A 19,939-nucleotide genomic window follows, 5' to 3' on the forward strand; every position below is an offset into this window, starting at 1 on the left:
ACCGCCTTCGACCAGGTCGGCAATCTCCGCCGCGATCCCAGACTCGGCCAAGCCACGCCAGGGGACACGATCTAGTGCAACAGCTCCTCGGCGACGGCGAGGAGCTTCAGGGCGGTCGGGTCGGCGGCCCCGCCGCCTCGCGGCACCCGGTCGGAGATCCGCTGCAGCAGCACGTGGACGTCGTCGCCGCCGGGCGCGGTCGGGAGCGTCGTCTCGGCTCTCCGCAGCCGCAGCAGGAGATCCAGGCCGTACGCCGCCTGGGCGGCGAGCATGGCGAGGAGGTCCACGTCGGCGAGGTCCCCGCGCCAGGTGGCGGACCTGTCGAGCACCTCCAGCACACCGATGCAGCTCTCCTGCCGGATGACCGGCGCCGCCATGATGCTGTGCGGGACATAGCCGGTGGACTCGGCGGCGTCGTGGGCGAACTGCGGCACCGCCGCCACCTCGTCGGCGATCATCGGCTGGCCGCTCGCCGCGACCCAGCCCGCGATGCCCGTGCCGGCCGGGAAGCGCGTGCCGACCAGGTGCTGCTCCCCCTCGCCCGACACGGCTTCGAAGACCAGGTCGCCGGTCTCCTGGTCCACGAGGAAGACCGACGCCGCGGCCGAGTCGAAGACGTGCCGGGCGACCTCGACGGTGGACTGCAGCAGTCTGCGCTCGGTGATTTCGCTGTCGGAGTGCCGTTCATGCACGGACATGCGCGCCTCCTTTGGATACGACGACGTTGCTGGCGGCCAGGTAGAGCACGGACTTGAGCTGGAAGGGGGTCATCCACCGGTGCCTGCTCAGGATGAGCGCGCAGATCCCGGTGATGTGCGGAGCGGCGAAGCTGTTCCCGGTGCTGCGGATCTCCCGGCCGCGACGCCAGGCCACCGGCACCCGGACGCCCCGGGCGAGGAACTCGGCCGGCGGCGCGGGGTTGTAGTAGTAGGTCATCGGGTCGGGTTCGTCATGGCTGGCCACCGAGATGACCGAGGAGAAGGTCCAGGGGAAGCTGACCACCGGCATGTTGTGGGCCGAGGCCACCAGCAGGCAGCGCCGGAAGTAGGCGCGGTCGGCCAGCTCGTGCAGCTCGGGCAGATAGCGGCTCCTGGTGGTGGACAGGCTGAGGTTGACGAGGTCGAACCCCTCCTCGACGGCCCAGCGCAGCCCGGCCAGGAGGGCGGCGCCGCTGCCGGATCGCCCGTCGGTCAGCACCCGCACCGAGGTCAGCGAGACGGCCGGGGCGATCGAGCGGATCACCCCCGCGCACGCGGTGCCGTGTCCCACGGGGTCCACCGGGTCGCAGTCGACGACCGTCAGGTCCTCGCCGTCGGCGACCACCAGCGACCGCTCCAGGCCGCCGACCCGCGGATGACCGCCGTCCACGCCGGTGTCGAGCACGCAGACGCGCACGCCCGCTCCGTCGGCGCGGCCCGCGACGCCGTCGCCGGTGCCGTCGACTCCCGTGCCGTCACCACCCGCGCCGTCACCACCCCAGGCCCACTCCCTGGTGACGTCCTCCAGGCGGCTCACGCCGAACTCCTCCGGAGCGAGCCGGGAGGTCGCCAGGCTCCAGGCCGGCACGCCGGGGAAGTGCTCACGCCGCTCCCGGCGCCATGGGGGCTGCGTCACGGTCGCCTCTCCTCCTCGATCCACCGGCGTACGCGCCGGGCGGGCAGCTCCGCTCCCTTGGCCGCGTAGTCGCCCAGCGCGCGGGCGGCGGCTCGGTCCGCCGCGCCGGTGCGCCCGGCCGCGCGGTGCGCCACCGCCAGGTCGGCCAGCACGTCCCCGCGCAGGCAGGGGTCGTCGGTGCGGGCCAGCAGATCCTCCGCCCTGGCCGCGAGGGCGTCCGCCGCGCCGTGGTCGCCGTCGAAGGACGCGACCCGGGCGCTCAGCGCGAGAAGGGTGAGCTCGCCGCGGGCCTGCAGCCGTCCGCCCGCGGCCCGCAGCCGGTCCAGCTCCCGCGCGGCCTCGGGATGGCGCCCCTGCCGGAGCAGCTCGCGTGCGGCGTAGAGCTCCAGCGTCCTGGCCGGCTCGGACTGGCCCGCCCGATGCAGGTCCGCCGCCGCCCTGCGGAACAGCGCCTCCGCCTCGGCGTGCCGGTCGACCAGCGACTCCACCAGTCCGCGCACCTGGAGGACCGCGGTCGCCGCCAGGTCGAGGTGGAGGTCGCGGGCGTACCGGTCGGCCTTGTCGAGGACGGCCCTGGCGGAGGTGACGTACCCGGCCAGCGCGAGCAGCCGCGCCTCGGTGACCAGGACGGGCAGGAGCATCGCCCGGTCAGCGCGGAACCTGGCTGACACGCCGACGCACAGGCTCAGCCCCTCCGCCAGCGGTGTGGGAGACCACTGCGCCAGCTCACAGAGCCCGCTGAGCAGGCGGTTCTCCTCATATCTGTCGCCGAGGGAGCGGGCCCGGGCCAGGGCGTCGCGCAGCGCCGCCTCGGCCGCCCCGAACCGGCCCTCGCCGATGCGCACCAGCGCCTCCAGATGGTGGAAACGGCACCAGCCGAGGTCGTCGCCGGGGTCGGCGGCCAGCAGGTCGCGGAACGGCTCGGCCGACGCGGCCCTGACGCCGAAGCGCGCCGCCAGGGTCTCGCGCTGGATGGCGCAGACGAGCCGGTTGCGCCGATCGTCCGGCAGCATCCGCTCGGCCACGTCCAGCGCGTCGTACGGCCGGTCGGCCTCGCCGCGGGCCAGCCCGGCGTCGCAGATGCGCACCGCCAGCACCCGGTGCTCGGCATGACCGGCCGGCAGCAGGTCGCGTCCCCGCTCCAGCAGGCCGATGGCGGCGGGCAGGTCCTTGCGGTGCAGCGCCTGGGTGCCCTCGCCCACCAGGGCACGGGCGGCCCGCTCGGTGAGCGCGGGCAGCAGCGGGTCGTCCGGCCGCACCTCGCGCTTGAGCAGGCAGGCGGTCTCCAGGTGATGGGCCAGGTCGCCGTGCGAGCTCTCCTCGCCGTCAGGGGACGAGGCGGTGGCACGGGACGAGACGGCGGCGCGGGGGTCCCCGGCGGGGTCGGCCCGCCCGGCGATCCGGTCGGCGAGGGCCAGATGCCAGGTGGCCCGCAGGTCCTTGCGGGTCATGGCATAGACCGTGTCGCGGGTCAGCGTCTGGGTGAAGCGGAACGATCCCGGCGCCTCCCCACGCCGGACCATGCGCGTGCGGAGCAGGCGCCCGAGCAGCTCGTCGACGTCGAGCCGGGCCTGCGGCTCCGCCATGCACAGGACGTCGAGCTGGTCGCGGGTGAAGACGTGCCCGATCGTCGCGGCGCGTTCGAGCACGTCGCGCTCCCCCTCGTCGAGCCGGTCGAGGCGCGCGCCGAGCAACGCCTGGATGGTGGGCGGCAGCGGCGCGTCCTCCCCCTCCTCGGCCAGCGTCTCCAGCAGCAGCTCGGCGAACAGCGGGTTGCCGTCGGAGCTCCGTGCGACCCGCCGGCACAGGGCCGGGCCGGCGGCCAGGTCGTGGGCGACGACCTCGGCGTCCGGCAGCCGATGCGCCGCCAGCTCGGCGACCAGCCGTTCCATCTGTGCGGCGTCGAGCGCCCCCAGCTCGAACGCGGCGGCGCGGTCCGTGTCGTCCCCCCAGGAGGGCCGCGCCTCCAGCAGCTCGGGCCTGGCCACCCGTACGACCAGGACGGGCACGTCGGCGAGCCACGCCGCGAGGTCGTCGATCAGGTCGAGCAGGGTCGGCTCGGCCCAGTGCAGGTCCTCCCAGACCGCCACCAGCGGGCCACGCCGGGCCAGCGACTCCAACAGTGCGCGCACCGCCCGAGAGATCTCCTCGACTCCCGCGTCCTCCCCGGTGCGGGGCGCGCGCGAGGCGTCTGCGGTCGCCAGGCCGCGCAGCGTGGAGCGGCTCGACTCCTCCAGCGCCGGCTGGACGTCCCGCCAGTCGTCGCCGAGGGACTCGACCATCTCCACGATGGGGCGATAGGTGATCCCCACGCCGTACGAGCGGCACCGGCCGGTGAGCACGGTGACCCCGGCGGGCAGCTCGTGGACGAAGTCGCGCACGAGCCGGGACTTGCCGATGCCCGGCACGCCGAGCACGGTCACCAGCCGGCACCGGCGGTCCCGCACCGCCTCGTGGTACGCCGCGCGCAGCCGCCCGATCTCCCCGGTGCGGCCGACGAGCGGTATCCGGTCGTCGTCGTGGCCGGTGTCCGGCTCCAGCGAGGTCACCCGCCAGGCCCGTACGGGGTTGCTCTTGCCCTTCAGCGTGAGCGGCGGCACGGGCTCGAGCCGCGCCTGGGCGCGGACCATGCGCGCGACCTCGTCCCCCACGAGGATCTCGCCGACGCCCGCGGCCGACTGCAGGCGGGCGGCAGTGTTGACGGTGTCGCCGATGACGCGCAGGTCCGCTCCGGGAGTGGCGATGACCACCGCCTCCCCGGCGCTCACGCCGCAGTGCACGTCGAGCCGGATGCCGTGCGTGGGGGCGAGGTCCTCGCTCAGCTCGCGCACCCGCTGCAGCGCGGCGTGCGCGGCGCGCACCGCCCGGAGCGCGTCGTCCTCGCGGCCGGCGGGGATGCCGAAGGCGGCCATGATCGCATCTCCGATGTACTTCTCCACCACCCCGCCGTGCTCCGCGATGCCGGAGGTGCACGCCTGGTAGTAGCGGTCGAGCACATCCCGGAGAAGCTCGGGATCGAGCCGTTCTGCGAGCTCCGTCGAGCCGACCAGGTCGATGAAGACGACGACGACGTTCCGGCGCGCAGGACGGGCCGCCCGCGTGCTCATACCAGTTTCAGCTCCTGTCCCTCGACCTCGCCTGCCGCCGCGTCCAGACGGGTCTTGATCGAGTTGAGCAGCTCGACCTCCGGCCTGCTCAGCTCGGCGAACACCTGCCGCTGCCGCTCGTTGAGCAGGTCCACCGGGTGGCCCGCCTCGCGCAGGGCCGTCAACGGGTCGAACGGCGCCGGCCCGCCCTGAACCTCGCGGCTGTTCATCGGCAACCTCCTGGTCGTGCGGGACCTGTCGGCCACAGGGGTACGCCGCCAACGGTAGGTACGGAGGGTTCAGGGGCAGTATGGCGACGCCATGCCGACGCCATACCGGCCCCGATCGGGCCTGGCCGGGCCGCGCATACCGGCCCCTCACCGCGCGCCGCTAGGGGACGCGGGCCGCCGGGCGGAGCGAGCCGGCTCCCGCCCTCAGCGGTTCCCACTCCGGGCGAGCTCGGCCGCGAACCGGTGGGCGAGCGGTGACATCGCGTACGTCAGGGAGTGGGCGGCCACCTCGGCGTCGGTCTCGATGGCGTCGGTCTCGATCCGGGGGATCGACAGGACACCGGCCTCCAGCAGGGACTCGATGACCCGCTCGCCCGGTCCTTCCGTGCCGTCCAGCGCCGTGACGAGCTCCTCGTGCCCGAAGACCGGGCCGTCGAGCGCGCCCAGGGCGAGGAACGCGGCGCGGTGCGGCCACGCCGGGTCGGCGTAGGACTCCTCGAACCGCCGGCGCAGCGACACGTCCCCCGCGACGAACTCGTCCAGCACGTTCTCGGTCCGTTCCAGCCGCTCCGCCAGCAGGCCGATCGGCAGGTGCCGCAGCCCGGCGAGGCGGCCCCCGAGCAGGCGCAGGACCAGGGGCGACAGCCCGCACCTGCGGAAGATCCGCAGGGCGGCGGGCAGGTCCCCGGCCACGCGGTCGCGGCCGATCAACCGGCTCAGGAACTCGACGCCCTCACTCGTGGACAGGTCCTCCAGACAGATCCTGGCCACCGACTCCAGCCCGCTGAGCCTGCTCCGGCTCGTCACCAGCACCCTGCTCGACGTGGTGCCGGGGAGCAGCATGCGGACGCTCGACTCGTCCGGTGAGTCGTCGAGGACCAGCAGGACCTTCCGGTCGGCGAGCCACGACCGCCAGACGGAGGCCAGCACGTCGTCCTCGCGCACACCGGCGACCTCCAGTCCGACGCCCTCCAGGATCTCCCTCTCGACGTCCGCGGCCGGCCGGGGGACACCGTGGCGCCGTAAGGCGATCACCAGGGCGCCGTCCGGATAGCGGGGGGCCAGCATGTGCGCGACGTGCACGGCGAGGGCGGTCTTCCCGGTGCCGGGCCCGCCCGCGATCACCGTGACGGCCGCGGGCTCGTCCAGGACGCGCCGCACCTCCTCCTCCCGGCCCACGAAGTCGTCGACGTCACGGGGCAGCCGGTTCGCGAGGGCGCGTACGGGCCGGGGGCGGGCGACGCCGGCCAGGCCGGGAAGACGCGCGGGCGGGGGCCCGTCGCCGCGGAGGATGGCCTGGTAGAGCTGCCTGATCACCGGGCTGGGATCGATGCCCATCTCGGCGGCGAGGTGCCGGCGCAGGCCCTCGAAGTGGGCCAGGGCCTCCGCCGCCCGCCCGCACCGCGACAGCGCGGTCATCCTGGCCGCGGCGATGCGCTCGCGGGCGGGGAACCGCGCGGCGACGACGTCGAGGGAGCCCAGGGCCTCGACGCAGCGGCCCAGCTCGATCTCCAGCTCGACCCAGTCCTCGTAGACCGACAGGTAGAGCTCGGTGAATCGGCCCACCTCGGCGGCCACGAGCGGGACATGGCAGAACTCCTCAAGCGGCTGTTCCCGCCACAGGAGGACGGCGTCGCCCAGCAGCGCGGCGGCGGTGGTCAGGTCCCCGCTCCGGACGGCGGCCCGCCCCGACCTGCCCAGTTCCAGGAAGCGCAGCAGGTCGAGCTCCTCGCGATCGGCGCTGATGCGGTAGCCCCAGCCCTGGAAGCTGATGCGGTCGCCCACGATCTTGCGGAGCGCGGACATGTAGACCTGGAGGTTCTTGCGGGCCGTACGCGGCGGGGTCTCGCCCCACAACGCGTCGATCAGCTGGTCCGACGGGATGACCGCGTTCGCGTGGCACAGGAGGATCGCCAGGAGGAGCCGCTGTTTCGGAGCGCCGATGACGGCCCTTCGGCCCGCGACGCGGACCTCCAGCGAGCCGAGTACAGAACAGTGCAGTCGCGGCGAGCTCACGTCACCCATGGCGCTTTCCTTGGTCCGGGCCGGTGTGGCGACCTCGGTCATCGGCCGGAGCCGAGTGTCCGGGCGCCGAGCAGGAGGAAGTCGACGAGTTCGGGCGGCGATGGAGGTCCGGCGATCCCCAGGGCCGTCAGGTGGAGCGTCCTGATCGCGAGCGCGACGGCCGTGGAGACCGGGCGCCCGCCGGCTTTCGCCTCGAACCAGCGCCAGTCGCCGTCGGTGTTGACCTCGAGGAACACCACCTCGCCCGCGCTGAGCAGCAGGTCGAAGGCGCCGTAGGTCAGCCCCCACAGGCTCGCGAGCCCGCGTACGGCGTCGGCGACCGCGGGCGGGGCGGCGACCGGCGTGACCGTCACCTCGGCCGCCTCCCGCCACGGCGAGTCGGGGGCGCGTTTGCCGACGGCGTAGGCGTGCACGGCCCCGGCGACGTGGTAGACCCGCAGCTCGGCGTCGTGCTCGACGTGTTCCTGCACGATGACCGGATAGTCGAGGGCGGGCCGGCGCAGGACCTCCGCACGTGCCGCGATCTCGGGGAGCACCCCGGTCAGGAGGCCGGGGGAGGTCTCGACGAAGTGCTCCCCGACGACCTTGACCACGACCCTGCGGCCCGGCATCGCGGCGGCGGCCCCGGCCGGGTCGGTGGTGACGATCGTCCGGGGGACGCGGATGCCGGCCGCCGCCGCGCCGGCCAGTTGCTCCAGGCGGCCGGGACGGTTGCCGGGCAGGCTCGCCGGCGCGAGCGAGCAGAGCTGGCGGACGACCGCGTGCCAGGACTCGGCCCGCAGGAGGGTCTGCGCGGCGCTCGCCGACGCGGGCATGGCCCGGGGGGAGAAGTGCCGCGCCCAGACGACGGTCGGAGCGATCCGGCGGCCGTCCAGATCGAGCACGGCACACGGCCTCCCTCCGGCCACCCCGCCGCTCGCGGCCGGTGCGCCGTCCGTCGTGGGCCTGTCCACCGCCGGCCTGTCCTCCGTGGGCCTGTCCGCTCTGGCGGGAGCGGCCAGCGTGGCGGACAGCCGCAGTGCGGCCACGCTCTCGGCGTCGACGCGTACGCTCGGCACACCGAGGTGATGCAGGGTGTCCTGGAGGACGGCGAACTCGGCGCAGCCCGCACGGTCGGCCAGCACGACGCAGGGCGCGGCGTCCGTGGCCGGTCCGGGCTCCGAGAGCCGCCACGACACCGAGCCGAGCGATCCGCGCAGATCGACGGTGACGTGAGGGCCGCACGACGGGCCGAGTCCGGCCTGGCCCGGGGCTCCGGCGGCGCTCAGCAAGGCGTGACCGCAGCCGTGCGCGATCCCGATCCGTCGCCGTACGCCGGTGCCGCTTCCACCGGCCTCTTTTTCGTGATCACGCCCATATCCCACCAGTCAAATGGTGGTCCCGGTTTGCTGTCAATAGAACCCTATTATGATTGATTGCTGAATTTATCGAGATATGTTGGAGTTTCATCCATGCAGGTCACCGGGGATACGGGTCCGGAAAGCGGTGACTACCGGAAGCTCTGCCCGTCGTTCTGTCCCGACCTTTAATTTGTGGTCGTCAGCAATTCATGAATAGGGGCGTCTGCCGCTGATCGCGAATCGCCGCCCCGGCGACCACGACGGTCCGGATGGGCCGTTCCGGTGCGGCGCCTAAACTGGGATGCACTCGTGCGGAATCCGCTCCCCTTCTCGGCCGTCGCGCGGACCTGCGGACAGGCCGGGCGGCGGGCAGGGCGGCAGGCCGGGTGGCGAGGTGAGGAGGACGGGGTGAGCCGGCGCGTACACGGCGATCGGGAAGAGGCGGATCTGCCGATCGACCCCGATGTGGACCTCCGTCACGAACCGGATATGTTCCGTCCGTCGGCGCCCCCGGCCCGTGCGCGGACCTGGGACATCCTCGCCGTGATCGCGATCGGCGGCGGAGCCGGCGCGGTGGCCCGATATCTGGTCGGCCAGGCCTTCCCCGCGCCGCCCGCCGGATTCCCCTGGGGGACGTTCCTCGTCAACGTCAGCGGCTGCTTCGCGCTCGGGCTCCTGATGGTCTTCGTCCTCGACGTCTGGCCGCCGCGCCGCTACGTCCGTCCGTTCCTCGGGGTCGGCGTCCTCGGCGGATTCACGACGTTCTCCACCTTCAGCGTGGAGATCGTGGACAGGTCGTCGCTCGGCGCGTGGCCGGTGGCCGGGGCGTACGCCGCGGCCAGCCTGGTCGCCGGTCTGGTCGCGGTCTGGTGCGGCATCGTCCTCGCCCGGGCCCTGGCGGGCCTCCCAGTACGGCGCGGGAGGAGGGGCGAATGAGACTGCACGGCCCCGCGCAGCGGCTGACGATCTTGATAGGCGAGAGCGACCAGTATCGGCACCGGCCGCTGTACACCGAGATCGTGCACCGCGCGCGGCGGATGGGCCTGGCGGGGGCCAGCGTGTTCCGGGGAATCGAGGGCTTCGGCGCCTCCTCGCGCATCCACACCAGCAGGCTGCTGTCGCTCAGCGAGGACCTGCCCATCGCCGTCGTCATCGTGGACGTCCCGGAGAGGATCAGCGCGTTCGTGGCGGAGCTGGACGAACTGGTGACCGAAGGCCTGGTGATCGTCGATCCCGTGGAGGTCTATCGCTACGTGGGGCGCGAGCCGGGGCGGGCCGAGTCGTGACCGTGCTGCTCGTCTTCCTCGGCGGCATCGTCGGCGCTCCCGCCCGTTATCTCGCCGACCGCCTGGTGCAGCGCCTGCACGACAGCGTGTTCCCCTGGGGCACGCTGTCGGTCAACCTGTCCGGGTCGTTCGTGCTCGGGCTGCTGCTCGGCGCCCACGATCACCTCGGGCTGCCCGCCGCGATCGTCACCCTGCTCGGCACCGGCTTCTGCGGCGCGTTCACGACGTTCAGCACGTTCGGCTTCGAGACCGTACGGCTGCTGGAGGAGGGCTCGGTCCTGGAGGCCGGGCTCAACGCGCTCGGCAGCCTGGTCCTCGGCGTCCTCGCCGCGGCCGCCGGATTCGCGCTGGCCGCCCTCCTCGCCTGAGACACGTGATACCCGGCGGGCAGGAAGGCTCGCCGGGTGTTCCCGTGAGTGAGTGGTGCCCGGTCAGTGGTGCCCGTGGCCGCCGTGCTTCTGGGTCCAGGGACCGGTGATCGCGAAGACGTAGCCCGGGGTCTGGATGTTGGCGAACAGGATGCGCCCGTCCTCGCTGAACGTCGGGCCGGTGAACTCGCTGTCGTTGAGCTCGTTGCGGGCCATCGGGTAGGGCGCGCCCTTGTCGGTCACGCCGACCAGGTGCGACAGGCCCTCGCCGTCCTCGGCGAGGATGACGCCGCCGTACGGCGAGACGGTGATGTTGTCCGGCCCGTCGTAGTTCGTGTCCTGCTCCGGGTCGGGGTTGACGCCGAAGATCGTCTTCAGCGTGACGGTCTCCGACTCGGGGTCGTAGAACCAGACCTGGCCGTCGTGCTCGTTGACGCTGCCGTCGTCGTGCCGGGCGTAGCTGGCGACGAAGTACGCGCCGCCGTCGCCCCACCAGGCGCCCTCCAGCTTGCGGCTGCGGGTGACCTGGTCGTCGGCGAACTGCTTGCGCACCGAGGTGGTCTTGGCGTCCCGGTCCGGCACGTCGACCCACTCGACCTTGTAGCGGGTGCCCGGCTGGGTCGCCTCGGACAGGTCGGCGATGTGCCTGCTGCCCTTGCGGCACCGCATGGCCTGCAGCTTCCCGGCGGTGTCGCCGCCGGGGCCGAGGGCCAGCGCACGCAGGGCCCCCTTGCGGCCGTGGAAGCCGTGGGGCGGAGTCCAGCGGAAGTACAGGCCGTTCGGGCCGCTCGCGTCCTCGGTCAGGTAGATCTCGGAGTTGCGCGGATTGACCGCGATGGCCTCGTGCGAGTAGCGGCCGAGGAACTTCAGCGGCACCGGGTTCGTGTTGGCTTCGCGGTCGAACGGGTCCACCTCGAAGACGTACCCGTGGTCCTTCTGGAAGGCTCCGCCGGCCCGCTGCTCGGTCTCCTCGCAGGTCAGCCAGGTGTCCCACGGCGTGATGCCGCCCGCGCAGTTGTTGTGCGTGCCGGCCACGCTGACGTACTCGCGGACCCGGTTGCCGTCCCTGTCGACCTCGATGGTCGTCGTGCCGCCCTTCGCGCCCGGATCGTAGGTCAGCCCGGGCAGGGTGGGCACGCCGTACGGCTCGTCGCCGCCGATCTCGTGGTTGTTCACCAGCACCCAGCCGTCACGGCCGCGGAAGCAGCCGGTGCCGTCGGCGTCGCTGGGGGTCGGCTCACCCGACTCCAGCACCGTCGTGCCGGCCTGAGCGACGATCTTGTAGGAGAAGCCCGCGGGCAGGGCGAGCAGACCGGCGGGGTCGGCGACGACCGGGCCATACCCGGTCGTCTTGCCGGCACCCGCCTGGGCGGCCTGGGCGGCGGCGGGACCGGCGATGGCCTCGATGCTGCCCGCGATGACGATGCCGAGGCCGCCTGCGGCGGCCGAGCGCATGAGATCGCGGCGGGAGAGGGAGGAACTCACAGGCGTACCTTTCGGTGCATACGGCAGGCCAGGTGATCCCATTTCCTCGTCGTGAACCCCTCCTTCCGCGCACCGGACGTGGGGGTGAACACGCGACAACGATCTCAGGACGGCAGACCCCGTCTGCGGGTCACTTCGCCAGGAAGGCGAGGAGCGCGTCGGTGACCTCCTGGGCGTGGGTCCACAGCAGACCGTGCGGGGCGCCCTCGATCTCGACGTACTCGGCCTGGGGAAGCGCCCGGTGGAACGGGCGGCCGGTGGAGTCGATGGGCAGGATGCGGTCGGCGGTGCCGTGCACGATGAGCGTGGGAACGTCGATCTTGGGGATGTCGGCCCGGAAGTCCGTGAGCCAGGTGGGGACGACCGCGGACGAGGCGTACCACGAGGCGCCCGCGGCGGTGTTCCAACTGGCCCGGACGACCTCCTCGCTCAGGCGCGTGCCGAGGTTCTCGTCGGTGTTGTAGAAGGCGTTGTAGAAGTCGGTGAAGTAGGCGTAGCGGTCCTTGGTCACGGCCTCGATGATGCCCTCGAACACGCTGCCGTCGACGCCCTCCGGGTTGTCCTCCGTCTTGAGCAGGAACGGTTCGAGGGAGGCCAGGAACGCCGCCTTGGCCACCCGCGCCGAGCCGTACGTGCCGAGGTAGCGGCCGACCTCGCCGGTGCCCATGGAGAAGCCGACGAGGATCGCGTCGCGCAGGTCGAGGGTCTCCAGCAGCGTGTTCAGGTCGGCGGCGAAGGTGTCGTAGTCGTAGCCGACGGTGGGCTGGCTCGACTGTCCGAAGCCGCGGCGGTCGTAGGTGATGACCCGGTAGCCGGCGTCGAGCAGGGCGGGGATCTGCTTCTCCCACGAGTGGCCGTCCAGCGGGTAGCCGTGGATGAGCACGATGGGCTGCCCGCTGCCGTGGTCCTCGTAGTAGAGGTTGATGTCGGTGCTGTTCTCCTGGCCGACGGTGATGTACGCCATGACGCGCTCCTTCTGATCTCCAGTGCGTGACCCCGGCCTTGCAACCGGTTTCCTCGAACGCCCCAGAGACTAGGGCACAATTAGGTTGTGCACAAGGTAATCGTCTCCGATGGGCTCGCAGAGGAGCGGACGAGTAATATCACGGATGTCCGGGTCGCGCCGCGGCCCACGGCGAAGGGCGGTGGCCGGTTTGCGAAAGATCGGCTGGGGGGCGTTCGCGCTCTTCCTGGCCGCGTTCGCGGTCTTCGAGAGCGTCAAGTACGGCGTGCCGACCACCGTCGCCGCACTCGTGTTCTTCGCGCTGATCGACCTCGCGCGGCTCGCCGGAGTTCGGCCGCCCGGCGTGCTCTACCAGGCCGTCCACCGCGTGTGGATCCCGCTCGTGGTGCTGGTCGCCTACTCGTTCGGCCCGATCGCGTGGCCGCCGCTGTTCACCGCCGCCCTTGGCTGGCTGACCCGTATCGCCCTTGAGCGGACGCTCGGGCGCCCGGCACCGCGGGATCTGCCGGCTGAGCGGTGAGGGCGGCCCTCAGCCTCGCCGGTCGGCGTGGGTGGTGACGTTCGCGGTCAGGCGGCGCAGTGTGGTGAGGGTGCGGGCGAACTCCTCGGGTTCGAGCGCCATCGCGTCACCGACGGAGGCGAAGATGCCGTCGCTGCGCCCTCGCAGTTCGGCGCCCTTCTCGGTCAGCGTGATCTGCACCGTGCGCTCGTCGTCGACGCGGCGCTCCCGGCGCAGCAGGCCGTTCGCCTCAAGGCGCTTGAGTAGCGGCGTCATCGTGCCGTAGTCGAGGTGCAGCGCACCGCCGAGCTCCTTGACCGTGACGCCCTCCTCGGGGCCGTCCCACAGCACCAGCAGGACCAGGAACTGCGGGTACGTGAGACCCATCTCGTCGAGAAGCGGTCGATAGAGGGCGGTGACGGCGCGGGAGGCGGCGTAGAGCGCGAAGCACATCTTGTCGTCGAGGACGCGGGGAAACCGCTCGCTCGTGGTGCCGGTCATCTTCCCACTCTAGAAGCCTCGGCCACCATCTGCACGTGAACGGTCCAATCGTGCACGAGGTTTTTTCGGGTGGCGTGACCCGGCGCCGGCCGGGTCACGCCGGCTCCGTCAGCGGCACCGGCGCAGCATAGTGGGCTTGCCGCAGCTCATGGTCCCCGGGCGGGCGCCGGCCTGCGCGTTCAGGCCGAGACCGAGGTCCAGGCCGAGGGCGACGTCGAGGCCGAGACCCACGTTGAGGCCCGCATCGAGGTCGGCCTTCGCGCCGAGGTCCACGGCGGCGGTCGCGGGCGTGGCGGCCTTCGGCGCGTCACACCCGCAGCCCGCGTAGGCGGGGGCGGCGGCGAGCAGGCCCGCGCAGGTCAGGACGGCCAGGGACATAAGACGAATAGGGCGGTGCATTAGATTCCTCATCTCAGATATGACTCACCGTGCTCGATCATCACTCTTCGTATCCGTACGCAGGTTGCGACAAACTCAGGGCGCGCCCGGCGAGGCCCCAAAAGCTCGGCGAAAACCGACGGCGAGGCGGCCATTGCCCACCGTGACGTTCGGACGTACCGTCATGGCGTGGCCGTCATCCACAGGGAACGCGTGGCGTGGGAGAGCGCCAGGGTGTTCGTCGCGGCTGCGACGGCCGACGCCTACTGGTGGCTCGGTGAGACGCTCGCACGACGTCTCGGGCAGACGTACGAACAGGACCTGACCCGCACCCGTCTGCGTCTCCAGCGAGAGGAGGCCCGGCCGGTGCAGGACCCCCGCGCCCCAGGTGGGGACGCGTTGTCCGCCGAGGTCGGCGCCTGGCGCGCCCGGATCGAGAACGCCCTGACGGAGCGTCCTGAGCTCGCGGCGGTCCTGCGAGAGGTGATCGAGGAGACCGGCCGTCGCCTGGGACGGCGACGCCCTGCCGGCCCGGCGCTCCGCGAATGACCGAGTCCGCCTTGTCCACAGGCTGTGGACAAGGCGGCCCGACCGGGCCCGGCGCGGGGGCTCGTGCCGGGGCTCGTGCCAGGGTTCGTACGGGCGCCCGCGCAGGCCTCAGAGGAGGTAACGCAGCCAGAGGTAGGGCACACACAGGGCCACCGTGACGACGGTGACCACCAGGCCATATTTGGTGAACTGCCAGAAACTGATCCGCGTGCCGTTGCGTTCGGCGATGCCGAGGATGACGACGTTGGCGGAGGCCCCTACGGCGGTGGCGTTGCCGCCGAGGTCCGCGCCGAGCGCGAGCGCCCACCACAGCACGTTGTGGTCGCCGGGCACGTGCTGCGCGAGGTCGGCCACGATCGGGCTCATCGTGGCGACATACGGGATGTTGTCCACGATCGCCGACAGCCCGGCCGACGCCCAGAGCAGGACCATGGTGGTCACGCCGGGCCGCCCGGCCGTCGCCTCCGCCGCGGCCTGCGACACCTGGGCGATGACACCGGTCTCGACGAGCGCGCCGACCATCACGAACAGCCCGGCGAAGAACACCAGCGTGGGCCACTCCACCTCGCGCAGCGCGTCGTCGGCGGTGATCTTGGTGACCAGCACGAGCAGCCCCGCCCCGAGCAGCGCCACGACCGACGGCTCGTAGTGCAGCACCGGATGCAGCACGAACGCCGCGATGACCACGCCGAGCACGGACAGGCTCTGCACGAGCATGACCTTGTCCTCGATCGCCGCCCGCTCGTCCAGTTGCATGATCTCGGCCGCCCGCTCGGGGTCGTACCGGAACGCCTTGCGGAACAGCAGCCGGCACAGTCCGATGAAGACCGCCGTCAGCACGATCACCAGCGGAGTGAGGTGGACGAGGAAGTCGTTGAAGGTCAGCCCGGCGCGGGAGGCGATGATGATGTTCGGGGGGTCGCCGACGAGGGTCGCGGTGCCGCCGATGTTGGACGCCATCGCCTCGGCGATCAGAAACGGCGCGACCGGCAGCGCGAGGCGTTCGCAGACGAGGAACGTGACGGGCGCGATCAGCAGCACGGTCGTGACGTTGTCCAGCAGCGCCGACGCGGCGGCCGTGATCACCAGGAGCAGCACCATGAGCCGGAACGGCCGTCCCCTGGCCCGTTTGGCCGCCCAGATGGCGAGGTATTCGAACACGCCGGTCTGCCGCAGCACCCCGACGATGATCATCATGCCCAGCAGCAGGAAGACGACGTTCCAGTCCACGCCGGACTCCTGCGAGAAGAACGCGGATCCGGCCGCGGTCGCGTGGACCAGCAGCATGATCGCGGCGCCGCCCAGGGCGGCCTTGACCCGGTGGACCTTCTCGCTGGCGATGAGGACGTACGTGGTGGCGAAGACGATCACCGCCACCCATGCGGTCACCGTCATGTGAGCCGTTCGAGCAGCGCGGAGAGCGTGACCGCGCCCAGCAGGCGGTCGCCGTCGAGCACCGCGACCAGAGGGCTGCGGGTGCGCGCCATCAGCGCGGCGACCTCCAGGAGCGTGGCGTCGGGATCGGTCACCGGGAGCTCGCGCGGCCGTTCCGGCATCGCCTGGCGCACCGTTCGCTCACCCAGCGCGCGGACGAACGCGTCGGCGTGCGCCTCGTCGACCACCCTTGCCAGCGCGGGGTCGTCCTGGCAGTAGCGGGGCACGGCCAGGCGCAGCACCTGCGTCCCCGGCAGGATCGACACCGGCGCCCCGCGCTCGTCCAGCACGATCAGCCCGGGGAGCGCGCGCTCGGCCATGAGGCGAGCGGCGTCGGCTACGGGGGAGTCGAGGTCCACCGTGGGGTAGGGCACTACGAGATCCCGGGCACGCATGCTTCCACCTGCCTGCCACGTGCGGCTGTGCTCATGTGTGCCTTCCGGTCGCCGGTGGCGGTCCCCCGGGCATGGGAGACCCCTTCGCCGACCAGACTTCCCGGCACACCCCACATAAGGCTATCGGCCGGACAGATCGTACAGAAGCCCCGAAGAGGCGCGGCGGACGAATACCCCCTCCCCGTACGGCAGGCGTCCGAGCGACCCGGCCGGGAGCGGGACCAGGCCCTCGGGCGCCTCCGCCGGCCGGGCCGAGAAGGCGAGACGGCGTCCGACGCGTCCCCGGGGCGAGACGTAGTCGTCCGCGCCGGCGAAGCTCACCTCCCCCATCGGGGCGAGCCGCGCCAGCGCCGCCTGCACTCCCTCGCCCGGCCGTACGACCGTGGCGGGCAGCCGGTCGGTCTCGTCGTCGGAGTGGACGAGCACCGCGCCGTCGAGCAGGGCGACCAGGCAGACCGTGACCTCCTCGAACCCGGCGCGTACGGCCTCGGACGCCAGATCGGCGGAGCCGGGGACGTCCCATCCGTGCAGGGAGAAGACCGGTGACCCGGAGACGACCGCGGCGGCGCCGACGGCCGCGGGGAGGCCCGGCGGGCGCGAGGCGAGCGCCCGTCGCACGGCCTCGACGCCCGCCCGCGCGTACGGCACGGTCCGCTCGGGCAGCCGGTCGAGCGGGAACCAGGCCAGCTCGGCGCACTTGTGCGGCTCGGCGTTGACCGGTATGCCGGTGATCGAGCGCGGCACGAGGAACATCCCGATGCGTGCCGTCCCGCCAGCGTTGCGGTGATGCATGACGTGGACCACCTCGCAGCCGTCCACCTCGATGCCGAGCTCCTCGCGGGCCTCGCGGACGGCGGTGTCCACCACCGACTCCCCCTCCTCCAGGTGCCCGGACGGCATGATCTGCCACTCCCCGTCGGCATAGCCGGTGCCCTGGCGGCGGCCGAGCAGCACCTTCGCGCCGCCCGTGGAAACCCCGCTGTGCACAGGCGCACCGCCGTCTATGAGCAGCAGGTGCACGTCGACGACCGGCCGATAGCGGCCGGGGGCGTACGTCGCGGCGTCGAGCAGCGCGGGCAGGGTCGCGGCGTTCGCGGAGATGAACTCCCCCAGCTCGGGCGGGACCATGTTCAGCGCGCGCACCTCCTCCGGGCGTACCCGCCGCACCTCGTGCAGGCCGATATCCGGTTCGAGGAACTCCGGGCCGCTGCGGCGCGACAGGTCGAGCGACACCAGCCGGCAGGCGAAGACCGTGCTCAGGCGGCCGGGCTCGACGAGGGTGAACACCTGCAGCGCCGGTCCCGCCGTCGCTCCGAGCTCCTCGTCGAGCTCGCGGCGCAGCGCCGCCTCGGGACTTGTGTCGGTGGGCTCCACCCCGCCGCCCGGCGTGATCCAGTACGGCTCCCGCCCCGCCCGCACGCGGCGGAACAGGACGACGTCGTCGCCGTCGAACAGGATGGCCCGGACGCTGTGCCGTACGGAGGTCATGTGCGGCATCCTCTCGCGGACGGTCCGCCGTCCGCTGCGGAAGGAGGCCGAAATACGGTGAGGAGAGCTCTCCCCGCAGGGAGAGGTCACGTGAGAAGGGAATGCAGGGGCATGACCGAAATGACCTACCGGCGGCTGGGCGACTCGGGACTCGTGGTCTCGGCTCTCGGCCTCGGCGGCAACAACTTCGGCCGCAGGATCGACCTCGACGCCACGCGCGCCGTGGTCGACGCGGCGCTCGACGCCGGCGTCACGCTGATCGACACCGCGGACATCTACGGCGAGTCGGAGGCGCTGCTCGGCGAGGTGCTGAAGGGGCGGCGCGACCAGGTCGTCATCGCGACCAAGTTCGGCGGGGACGTGAACGGCGCCAACGGGCCCGACTGGGGCGCGCGGGCCTCGCGGCGGTACGTGCGCCTGGCGGTCGAGCGGTCCCTGCGCCGCCTCAAGACCGACTGGATCGACCTCTACCAGCTGCACTTCCCGGACCCGTCCACGCCGATCGAGGAGACCCTGTCGGTCCTCACAGACCTGGTGCGGGAGGGCAAGGTCCGCTACGTGGGCTCGTCCAACTTCGCGTCCTGGCAGGTCACCGACTCGGACTGGATCGCCCGCACCGGCGGCTTCGAGCGTTTCGTGAGCGCGCAGAACGAGTACAGCCTGCTCGACCGGGGCGTGGAGCGGGAGCTCGTCCCGGCGCTGCTGCACCACGGCGTCGGCCTGCTGCCGTACTTCCCGCTGGCCAACGGCCTGCTCACCGGCAAGTACCGGCGCGGGGAGGAGCCGCCGGCGGGCACCCGCCTCGCGGGCCGGCCGCAGTATCTGACCGACGCGCGGTTCGAGGTGGTGGAGCGGCTGCGGGAGTTCGCCGAGCGGCAGGGCGTGACCCTGCTGGACGTCGCGATCGGCGGCCTGCTCGCGCAGCCGGCCGTCTCCTCCGTGATCGCGGGGGCGACCCGGCCCGAGCAGATCAAGGCCAACGTCGCGGCGGCGGCGTGGCGACCGGACGAGGCGGCGCTGAAGGAGCTGAACGAGATCGCGAGCTGAGCATATGCACTTGCGGCTATATAGCTGAGCGGGTATGTTCGAGGGCGTGTCAGTGACCTTCGACGTACTCGCCGAGCCCGCCAGGCGGCGCATCCTCGACCTGCTGCTCGAACGTCCCCGCCTGGTCGGGGAGCTCACCGAGCGGCTCGGCCTGACCCAGCCCGGCACTTCCAAGCACCTCAAGGTGCTGCGGGAGGCCGGGCTGGTCCGTGTGCGCAGGGACGCCCAGCGCCGGTGGTACGAACTGTGCCCCGAGCCCCTCGCCGAGATCGACGCCTGGCTCGCGCCCTATCGGCGGCTGTGGTCGGACAGCTTCGACGCGCTGGAACGACACCTGGACGCGACTTCCGGCAACTCAGAGGAGACATCGTGAACGCGACGCTCGGCATGTTCGGCGAGCAGGCGGCCCTGCGCATGGAGCGCAGGCTGGCCCACCCTCCGGAGAAGGTCTGGCGGGCGGTCACCGAACCCGACCGGCTCGGCCAGTGGTTCCCGTTCACGGTCGTCGAGATGGACCTGCGGGTCGGCGGAAAGATCACGTTCGACGGCGGCGGCACGACGACGGACGCCGAGATCACCGAGCTCGACCCGCCCCGCCTGTTCGCCTTCGTCCAGCACGCGCCGCGGGAGATGCCGCGCGAGGGCGACAACGTCCTGCGCTTCGAGTTGCTGCCCGAGGAGGGCGGCTGCCTGCTCGTGTTCACCCAGGTCTTCCACGACCGGCCCGCCGCGGCGAGCTACGCGTCCGGCTGGCAGGTCTGCCTCGACGCCATGGACGCGATCGTCGGCGGCCGGCCCGCCGAGTGGCCCGAGGGGAACTTCGCCCACCTCCATGAGGCGTACGTGGAGGCGTTCGGACTGGCGGAGGGCTCGGCCGAGCGGCCGGGTGAGCGACTGGGTGAGCAGGCGGGCGGCGGATGGCGGGTGCGCTTCGAGCGGCAGCTCACCCGGCCGGTCGAGGAGGTCTGGGCGGCCGCCGGCGCGCCTGCCGCGACACCGGGGGCGCCGGTGCCCGGCGGCCTCGGTGAGGGGATCGTCACGGCCGTCGGGAAGCCCGCCGCGGAGCTTCCCGCGTACGTGGAGTCCGGCGAGCAGGGCAGGCACGTGCGCTGGGAACTGTCGCACGGCACCGGGCACGGCGCCCGGCTGGTCGTCACCGAGACCGGCCTGCCCGACCCCGACGGACCTCTGCGGGCATGGCGGGACCGGATAGAGGCGCTGGCGCGGCGGCTGCTCGCCTGAGCCAGGCG

At 72.4% G+C, this 19,939-nt stretch carries 21 protein-coding genes; 8 read left to right on the plus strand and 13 right to left on the minus strand.

What is annotated here, in order from left to right; translation table 11 throughout:
- Positions 1-71: 71 nt before the first annotated feature.
- The 6 genes from BXA11_RS21030 to BXA11_RS21055 form a co-directional block, all read right to left on the minus strand.
- Entirely contained in the window at positions 72-698 is a 627-nt protein-coding gene (locus BXA11_RS21030) for a GAF domain-containing protein (protein ID WP_076437024.1), read from the minus strand.
- Positions 685-1,614: a S8 family serine peptidase gene (locus tag BXA11_RS21035; RefSeq protein WP_076437026.1), complete on the minus strand. Its 930-nt coding sequence runs from the start codon at positions 1,612-1,614 to the stop codon at positions 685-687. Before BXA11_RS21035 ends, BXA11_RS21030 begins: the two co-directional genes overlap by 14 nt.
- Positions 1,611-4,721, minus strand: coding sequence for an AAA family ATPase (locus BXA11_RS21040; RefSeq protein ID WP_076437028.1), 3,111 nt, complete (start codon positions 4,719-4,721; stop codon positions 1,611-1,613). The genes BXA11_RS21035 and BXA11_RS21040 overlap by 4 nt, the downstream gene beginning before the upstream one ends.
- Positions 4,718-4,930 carry an aroma-sacti cluster domain-containing protein gene (locus BXA11_RS21045; RefSeq protein ID WP_036409041.1) on the minus strand — a complete coding sequence of 71 codons (213 nt, stop codon included), beginning with the start codon at positions 4,928-4,930 and terminating at the stop codon, positions 4,718-4,720. The genes BXA11_RS21040 and BXA11_RS21045 overlap by 4 nt, the downstream gene beginning before the upstream one ends.
- 204 nt (positions 4,931-5,134) lie before the next feature.
- A complete protein-coding gene (locus tag BXA11_RS21050) occupies positions 5,135-6,955 on the minus strand; it encodes an AfsR/SARP family transcriptional regulator (RefSeq protein ID WP_076437030.1) in 1,821 nt (606 codons plus the stop codon).
- 38 nt (positions 6,956-6,993) lie between these two features.
- Positions 6,994-8,319: an ATP-grasp domain-containing protein gene (locus BXA11_RS21055; RefSeq protein WP_143734422.1), complete on the minus strand. Its 1,326-nt coding sequence runs from the start codon at positions 8,317-8,319 to the stop codon at positions 6,994-6,996.
- 384 nt (positions 8,320-8,703) lie between these two features.
- On the opposite strand from BXA11_RS21055, the gene crcB (BXA11_RS21060) reads away from it, so the two are divergent.
- The 3 genes from crcB (BXA11_RS21060) to crcB (BXA11_RS21070) are packed head-to-tail and all read left to right on the plus strand — an operon-like array spanning position 8,704 to position 9,949.
- Positions 8,704-9,231, plus strand: a complete 528-nt coding sequence (gene crcB, locus BXA11_RS21060) for a fluoride efflux transporter CrcB (protein WP_204053763.1) — start codon at positions 8,704-8,706, stop codon at positions 9,229-9,231.
- Positions 9,228-9,581, plus strand: a complete 354-nt coding sequence (locus tag BXA11_RS21065) for a DUF190 domain-containing protein (protein ID WP_030511946.1) — start codon at positions 9,228-9,230, stop codon at positions 9,579-9,581. Before crcB (BXA11_RS21060) ends, BXA11_RS21065 begins: the two co-directional genes overlap by 4 nt.
- Positions 9,578-9,949, plus strand: coding sequence for a fluoride efflux transporter CrcB (gene crcB, locus BXA11_RS21070; protein WP_030511947.1), 372 nt, complete (start codon positions 9,578-9,580; stop codon positions 9,947-9,949). The genes BXA11_RS21065 and crcB (BXA11_RS21070) overlap by 4 nt, the downstream gene beginning before the upstream one ends.
- Before the next feature lie 63 nt (positions 9,950-10,012).
- On the opposite strand, the gene BXA11_RS21075 is transcribed toward crcB (BXA11_RS21070), so the two are convergent.
- Together BXA11_RS21075 and BXA11_RS21080 are read right to left on the minus strand one after the other, a co-directional pair.
- Positions 10,013-11,434, minus strand: a complete 1,422-nt coding sequence (locus tag BXA11_RS21075) for an alkaline phosphatase PhoX (RefSeq protein ID WP_239105081.1) — start codon at positions 11,432-11,434, stop codon at positions 10,013-10,015.
- A gap of 130 nt (positions 11,435-11,564) precedes the next feature.
- Positions 11,565-12,398, minus strand: coding sequence for an alpha/beta fold hydrolase (locus tag BXA11_RS21080; RefSeq protein ID WP_076437036.1), 834 nt, complete (start codon positions 12,396-12,398; stop codon positions 11,565-11,567).
- 181 nt (positions 12,399-12,579) lie between these two features.
- Here BXA11_RS21080 and BXA11_RS21085 point away from each other — a divergent pair, with 181 nt between their 5' ends.
- Positions 12,580-12,918, plus strand: a complete 339-nt coding sequence (locus BXA11_RS21085; RefSeq protein ID WP_143734423.1) for a DUF4260 domain-containing protein — start codon at positions 12,580-12,582, stop codon at positions 12,916-12,918.
- Between the two features lie 9 nt (positions 12,919-12,927).
- Here the strand turns inward: BXA11_RS21085 and BXA11_RS21090 are convergent, their stop codons facing one another.
- Together BXA11_RS21090 and BXA11_RS21095 are read right to left on the minus strand one after the other, a co-directional pair.
- The gene (locus BXA11_RS21090; RefSeq protein WP_030511951.1) at positions 12,928-13,398 is read right to left on the minus strand and encodes a MarR family winged helix-turn-helix transcriptional regulator; all 471 of its coding nucleotides are present in this window, start codon (positions 13,396-13,398) and stop codon (positions 12,928-12,930) included.
- Between the two features lie 108 nt (positions 13,399-13,506).
- Positions 13,507-13,776, minus strand: coding sequence for a hypothetical protein (locus tag BXA11_RS21095; RefSeq protein ID WP_076437038.1), 270 nt, complete (start codon positions 13,774-13,776; stop codon positions 13,507-13,509).
- A gap of 189 nt (positions 13,777-13,965) precedes the next feature.
- Here BXA11_RS21095 and BXA11_RS21100 point away from each other — a divergent pair, with 189 nt between their 5' ends.
- Positions 13,966-14,325: a hypothetical protein gene (locus BXA11_RS21100; RefSeq protein ID WP_076437040.1), complete on the plus strand. Its 360-nt coding sequence runs from the start codon at positions 13,966-13,968 to the stop codon at positions 14,323-14,325.
- Positions 14,326-14,433: 108 nt separating this feature from the next.
- Here the strand turns inward: BXA11_RS21100 and BXA11_RS21105 are convergent, their stop codons facing one another.
- The 3 genes from BXA11_RS21105 to BXA11_RS43970 all read right to left on the minus strand — a co-directional run bounded on the left by BXA11_RS21105 (position 14,434) and on the right by BXA11_RS43970 (position 17,642).
- On the minus strand, positions 14,434-15,720 hold the full coding sequence (locus BXA11_RS21105) for an ArsB/NhaD family transporter (protein WP_076437042.1): 1,287 nt from the start codon (positions 15,718-15,720) through the stop codon (positions 14,434-14,436).
- Positions 15,717-16,154 (minus strand): CBS domain-containing protein, encoded by a 438-nt coding sequence (locus BXA11_RS21110; protein WP_076437044.1) that lies wholly within the window; start codon positions 16,152-16,154, stop codon positions 15,717-15,719. Before BXA11_RS21110 ends, BXA11_RS21105 begins: the two co-directional genes overlap by 4 nt.
- A gap of 120 nt (positions 16,155-16,274) precedes the next feature.
- Positions 16,275-17,642: an NUDIX hydrolase gene (locus BXA11_RS43970; RefSeq protein ID WP_076437046.1), complete on the minus strand. Its 1,368-nt coding sequence runs from the start codon at positions 17,640-17,642 to the stop codon at positions 16,275-16,277.
- A gap of 111 nt (positions 17,643-17,753) precedes the next feature.
- Here BXA11_RS43970 and BXA11_RS21120 point away from each other — a divergent pair, with 111 nt between their 5' ends.
- The 3 genes from BXA11_RS21120 to BXA11_RS21130 are packed head-to-tail and all read left to right on the plus strand — an operon-like array spanning position 17,754 to position 19,931.
- Positions 17,754-18,689, plus strand: coding sequence for an aldo/keto reductase (locus tag BXA11_RS21120; RefSeq protein ID WP_197042930.1), 936 nt, complete (start codon positions 17,754-17,756; stop codon positions 18,687-18,689).
- Positions 18,690-18,735: 46 nt separating this feature from the next.
- On the plus strand, positions 18,736-19,062 hold the full coding sequence (locus tag BXA11_RS21125) for an ArsR/SmtB family transcription factor (RefSeq protein WP_076437341.1): 327 nt from the start codon (positions 18,736-18,738) through the stop codon (positions 19,060-19,062).
- Positions 19,059-19,931 carry an SRPBCC family protein gene (locus BXA11_RS21130; RefSeq protein WP_076437048.1) on the plus strand — a complete coding sequence of 291 codons (873 nt, stop codon included), beginning with the start codon at positions 19,059-19,061 and terminating at the stop codon, positions 19,929-19,931. Before BXA11_RS21125 ends, BXA11_RS21130 begins: the two co-directional genes overlap by 4 nt.
- Positions 19,932-19,939: the final 8 nt, after the last annotated feature.

Source organism: Microbispora rosea, assembly GCF_900156315.1.
Taxonomy (GTDB): Bacteria; Actinomycetota; Actinomycetes; order Streptosporangiales; family Streptosporangiaceae; genus Microbispora; species Microbispora rosea.